The organism is Butyrivibrio sp. YAB3001 (assembly GCF_900112195.1).
Taxonomy (GTDB): Bacteria; Bacillota; Clostridia; order Lachnospirales; family Lachnospiraceae; genus Butyrivibrio.
The window spans coordinates 1-4,124 of record NZ_FOKR01000046.1; the positions used below are offsets into that span (position 1 = coordinate 1).

At 38.7% G+C, this 4,124-nt stretch carries 3 protein-coding genes and 5 tRNA genes; all 8 read right to left on the reverse strand.

From position 1 onward, the window contains the following. Positions 1-2,586: DEAD/DEAH box helicase (locus tag BM086_RS20280; RefSeq protein ID WP_092332307.1), on the reverse strand; the 2,586-nt coding region annotated here is incomplete at its 3' end. A gap of 70 nt (positions 2,587-2,656) precedes the next feature. Next, positions 2,657-3,019, reverse strand: a complete 363-nt coding sequence (locus BM086_RS20285) for a HEPN domain-containing protein (RefSeq protein ID WP_092332311.1) — start codon at positions 3,017-3,019, stop codon at positions 2,657-2,659. Next, positions 3,019-3,411, reverse strand: a complete 393-nt coding sequence (locus tag BM086_RS20290; RefSeq protein WP_026499344.1) for a nucleotidyltransferase domain-containing protein — start codon at positions 3,409-3,411, stop codon at positions 3,019-3,021. Before BM086_RS20290 ends, BM086_RS20285 begins: the two co-directional genes overlap by 1 nt. Before the next feature lie 100 nt (positions 3,412-3,511). Further along, positions 3,512-3,597, reverse strand: a tRNA-Leu gene (locus BM086_RS20295). 59 nt (positions 3,598-3,656) lie between these two features. Further along, a tRNA-Val gene (locus BM086_RS20300) sits at positions 3,657-3,729 on the reverse strand. A gap of 26 nt (positions 3,730-3,755) precedes the next feature. Then, a tRNA-Ile gene (locus BM086_RS20305) sits at positions 3,756-3,829 on the reverse strand. A 7-nt stretch (positions 3,830-3,836) separates the two neighbouring features. After that, a tRNA-Glu gene (locus BM086_RS20310) sits at positions 3,837-3,908 on the reverse strand. Between the two features lie 64 nt (positions 3,909-3,972). Continuing rightward, positions 3,973-4,045: transfer RNA gene (locus BM086_RS20315), tRNA-Asn, on the reverse strand. Positions 4,046-4,124 lie beyond the last annotated feature (79 nt).

Consider the following 4,124-nt stretch of genomic DNA (forward strand, 5'->3'; position numbering starts at 1 on the left):
GTCAAAGATAGAATTTGCATCCTGCTTGTCTATAATCGCATTATTCCAAATTTCATACCCTATCTTCTTATAAGCTCTAAGGCGCTTGTGGTACATTTTTTCAAGAACTCGGATATGCGAATCTACGTAATCATATATTATTACTTCCGTCTTTGTCTTATAATATCTATGTAACCTCCCGGCAAATTGCTCAATATTGCCTTCAGCTGCTGCAGGCATTGCCAGCATCAATGTATCAAGTCTTGGAAAATTAAACCCTTCACCAACATATTTATCAATTGCCACGAGTATTACAGATTCATCATCAAAAGCAGCTCGCATCTGCAATCTCATTTCATCTTTAGCTTTTCTACTTCCTCCGCCTTGCAGAAGGTATACATGATCTGCTTTTCCCTGCAATCTCTGATAAATCAGCTCCGCATGTTCTTTGTATTTGGTTAATACCAGCGGAGTTCTACCATCCTTAATACAGTCTTCCACATCAGATATTATCTGATCATTCCTAGAATCACACTCAATTACAGCTCGGTTTGCATCTGTTATCTTCAGATCTGTAGAACTTACAAGCCTCGTAAATCGAGGATATACAAAATGCGCTATGCCTTGTTTCTGCGCTCTCTCTTTAGCAGTATATCTGAACCGAATAGGTCCAAACTGCATAAACACTTTCTTTTCAAGTCCATCTTCCCGTTTAGGAGTAGCTGTTAATCCATATACATACTTTGCTTTTGCTGCCCCAATTACATCTTCAACCGTCTGCGCTGCTCCATGATGGCACTCATCCATAATTACCATTCCGTAGTTTTCGATAATTGGATTGATTTCATCACCCTTTCCAAGAGATGAAAAAATAGCAACATCAACTATTCCAGTCATCGAATCATGCCCGGCATACAGTTTTCCAATCAAGTTTTTTCTCTTTTTAATTCTTCCTGTTTTTGTTTTATATTCAGGTAATTCAGCTTTAATATCTAAGAATCTGCTTAAATCTTCAATCCAGTTCTTCTGAATTTCTGTGTTATGAACAAGAATTAGTGTATTCACCTTTCTTTGGGCAATTAAATATGCACCTACAACCGTTTTCCCAAAAGATGTCGTGGCTGCTAGTACACCGTTGTCGTGCTCCAAAATTGCTTGTGCACCTCTCATCTGTTCCTCATATAAAGCACCATTGAAAGAAACATCTAAAGGAGTTCCCTTACATCTGTTATCAGTAAGAGAAAATGGAATTCCAGATGCATTTAATTTTTCAATTAGTGAATCTAAAAGAGCTCTCGGAATACAAATATAATCTCCATCATCATAACCACAAGAAATGATTCTAGACATACCTTGCGTTGAAAAGCCCATTCCTGCAGTCTTATAGAACTCCGAATTGCTAAATGCAGCCATTCTCCTTATAGCATTCTGCATTTTATATTGCATTCCTTTTGAATTAATGTATATCTTATCAGAAATGATGATTTCTACTACGGAAGGTGCATCTTCCTTACAAAAAGAAAGTTTCACTTTTTCCCAAGGCTTCTGTTTTCTCGCCATGGTATCATCTGCATCTTCATCAAAATCATTACATAGGCCCCCTAATAAGCCATCTGCTCCCCAGGCCTTTATCTTTTCTTCAACAATCTCTTTAGAGATTCTTTTAACATTCTTGAGGCACTCCCATTGATCAGGATATGCATTCCAGTTTTCATCTATGAAAGCACTATTCCCAGCCTGTAAAGCCAGTCCCTGTAATGGCAGCGCTATCAGATTTCCTAATCCAGATCTCCCAGTCTTTGCATTAATCGGAATATGGTCCTGAGCTGGGAGCATTCTGTCGTAATATGTGAATTTTTTCATATTAACAGATTCGGCACCTTTGGTTAGCAAAGCTGTTCCAAATCTTCTTGCTGTAGATGCCAATATCGGCTTTTCAAAGAATATCCAAAAATGGGCTCCCTTGCCAGATCTTGAGCGCTCAACTAAAATCGGCACGTCATTGTCTTCACATATCTTCCTAAATGTGTTTACTTCAATCATCCATTCAGAATCAGGATTTGCCCAATCATCACCACAAACATCATCATTATGACAATCAAAGTCAAACACAAGAAAGTTTATAGTTTCATCAAGAAGTAGCGGGTATACCCCTAATACATCCGAAGCATCTTCCTTCTTTCCTATCAGATGCTCATAAACCACTTCATCCGTCAATTCCTTATAATTCGGATTTCTACATTCACCACAAGAAAACTTGGGATTATTTCTCTTTGGACACAATCCATCTTTCCAAAAATACCAACACTGAGTATAGTAGCTGTGCTTTCCGGTTTTCTTATTAACCTTTCCATAACGCAGACTATAAACATCGTTTCGTCCGTTAAACAAGTTGCGGAAGAATTTTATTCGATGCTTGGTTATTTCCAAAGGTCTGACTCTGGCACCTTGATTATCGTCAAATAGAATGTTCTTGTCAGGAGATAGATCTTCAATATTCTTTGCTTCTTTTCTATAAGTAATACCAGCCTCATCGAGCAAACTATGCAAATAACCTATCTCTTTTTCAAGTTGATTGATTCGTGAAATATATTGATCTTCGTTCATATACGTTATCTCTTCAAATATCCTTCCATTTGTCAAAAATGGGTACGGCATAAGCCATACCCACAAAATATCATTTTAATTTCTTTTGCCATTCATCAGCGACCCTAATGACATGCGCTATAGTATCTCTCCTGATAACGCTTGTTGGATAATATCTGGACACCACTTCCCAGGATGTAATCATCTTAGCCTTTTTACAAATAAAATCAGGTACATCAACGCCATTCTGTTGGGCAAAAATTACAAGTTTTGTAATATCATGTCCCCAAGGCTGTCCTCCCGTTTTTAGAGAAATAGCATACTTTAAAGTTTTCTCTACAACCTGCTGAGTCAAATAGGCAGCCTGATGCTTTTGATACTTATCATCACTGTTAACAAGGTTCTTAGCAGTTTTTATATCAGCTTTTGCAATTGATAACAAAGTATTCCCCATTACGCAGCCTGCCTTTTATAAATAATCTGTCCCTTCTCCGCTAATTCCTTGCAGATAGGAGCTTTTTCTTTTTTCTGATAAATTTCATCAATAGATTTAAAATATAGGAAATCATATTCCTGGGCAAAATCCAAAAGATACAAGTCCTTCATAAATTCGTTAAAGGATTTTCTATCACTAAGCGCATTGACTGTTTTCTTACTGATTATAACAATATCTATGTCAGATTTTTCTTTACATCTCTCTTCCAACACGGATCCAAACAGCATAATAGCATCAATATCCGGGCACTTTTTTGCTGTACTAATGATGTGCCTGATAATCTCAGCTTTATAATCCGCAACCATTACGGATGAATCATAATTTGTATTAACTTTGATAAGTTTGCACATAAATGATCACCACCTATCCATCAATAACTATGATTTATAGCCTTATTATACCTTACAAACATCGTAAAAAAAAGAGAAGCATCTTACGCTTCTCTCTTACTGCCGGCGACCGGGATCGAACCGGTACGGGTATCGCTACCCACGGGATTTTAAGTCCCGGGCGTCTGCCAGTTCCGCCACGCCGGCATTTACCATATTAGCTTGTGGTAAAAAATACGCGATATGCATTACTTACATATCGCGAATGGGGCCTACAGGGCTCGAACCTGTGACCCTCTGCTTGTAAGGCAGATGCTCTCCCAGCTGAGCTAAGACCCCATTAAACTGGGTGGTATAAAACCAAGTGGAGCTTCAGGGACTTGAACCCGGGACCGACCGGTTATGAGCCGGTTGCTCTAACCAACTGAGCTAAAGCTCCTGAGAAATGACTCCGACGAGAATCGAACTCGTGTTACCGCCGTGAAAGGGCGATGTCTTGACCGCTTGACCACGGAGCCGCATCAGACCGTTTCATACTTTAGTAACAGTCTTCCTTCTTTTATCAAAGTTTCCTTTGACAAGCTCCCCAAGTAGGACTCGAACCTACGACACTTCGGTTAACAGCCGAATGCTCTACCGACTGAGCTATTGAGGATTATTATCTTCTTGACTTGTACCTTCAAAACCGAACACTGACTAATCTAAATCCTTTTTCCCTATACATCTTATCTTTT

What these genes read in the sequence shown, in the direction of transcription:
- BM086_RS20290 (WP_026499344.1), bottom strand. Translation starts at nt 3,411, where the DNA reads ATGTGCAAACTTATCAAAGTTAATACAAATTATGATTCATCCGTAATG.
- BM086_RS20285 (WP_092332311.1), bottom strand. Translation starts at nt 3,019, where the DNA reads ATGGGGAATACTTTGTTATCAATTGCAAAAGCTGATATAAAAACTGCT.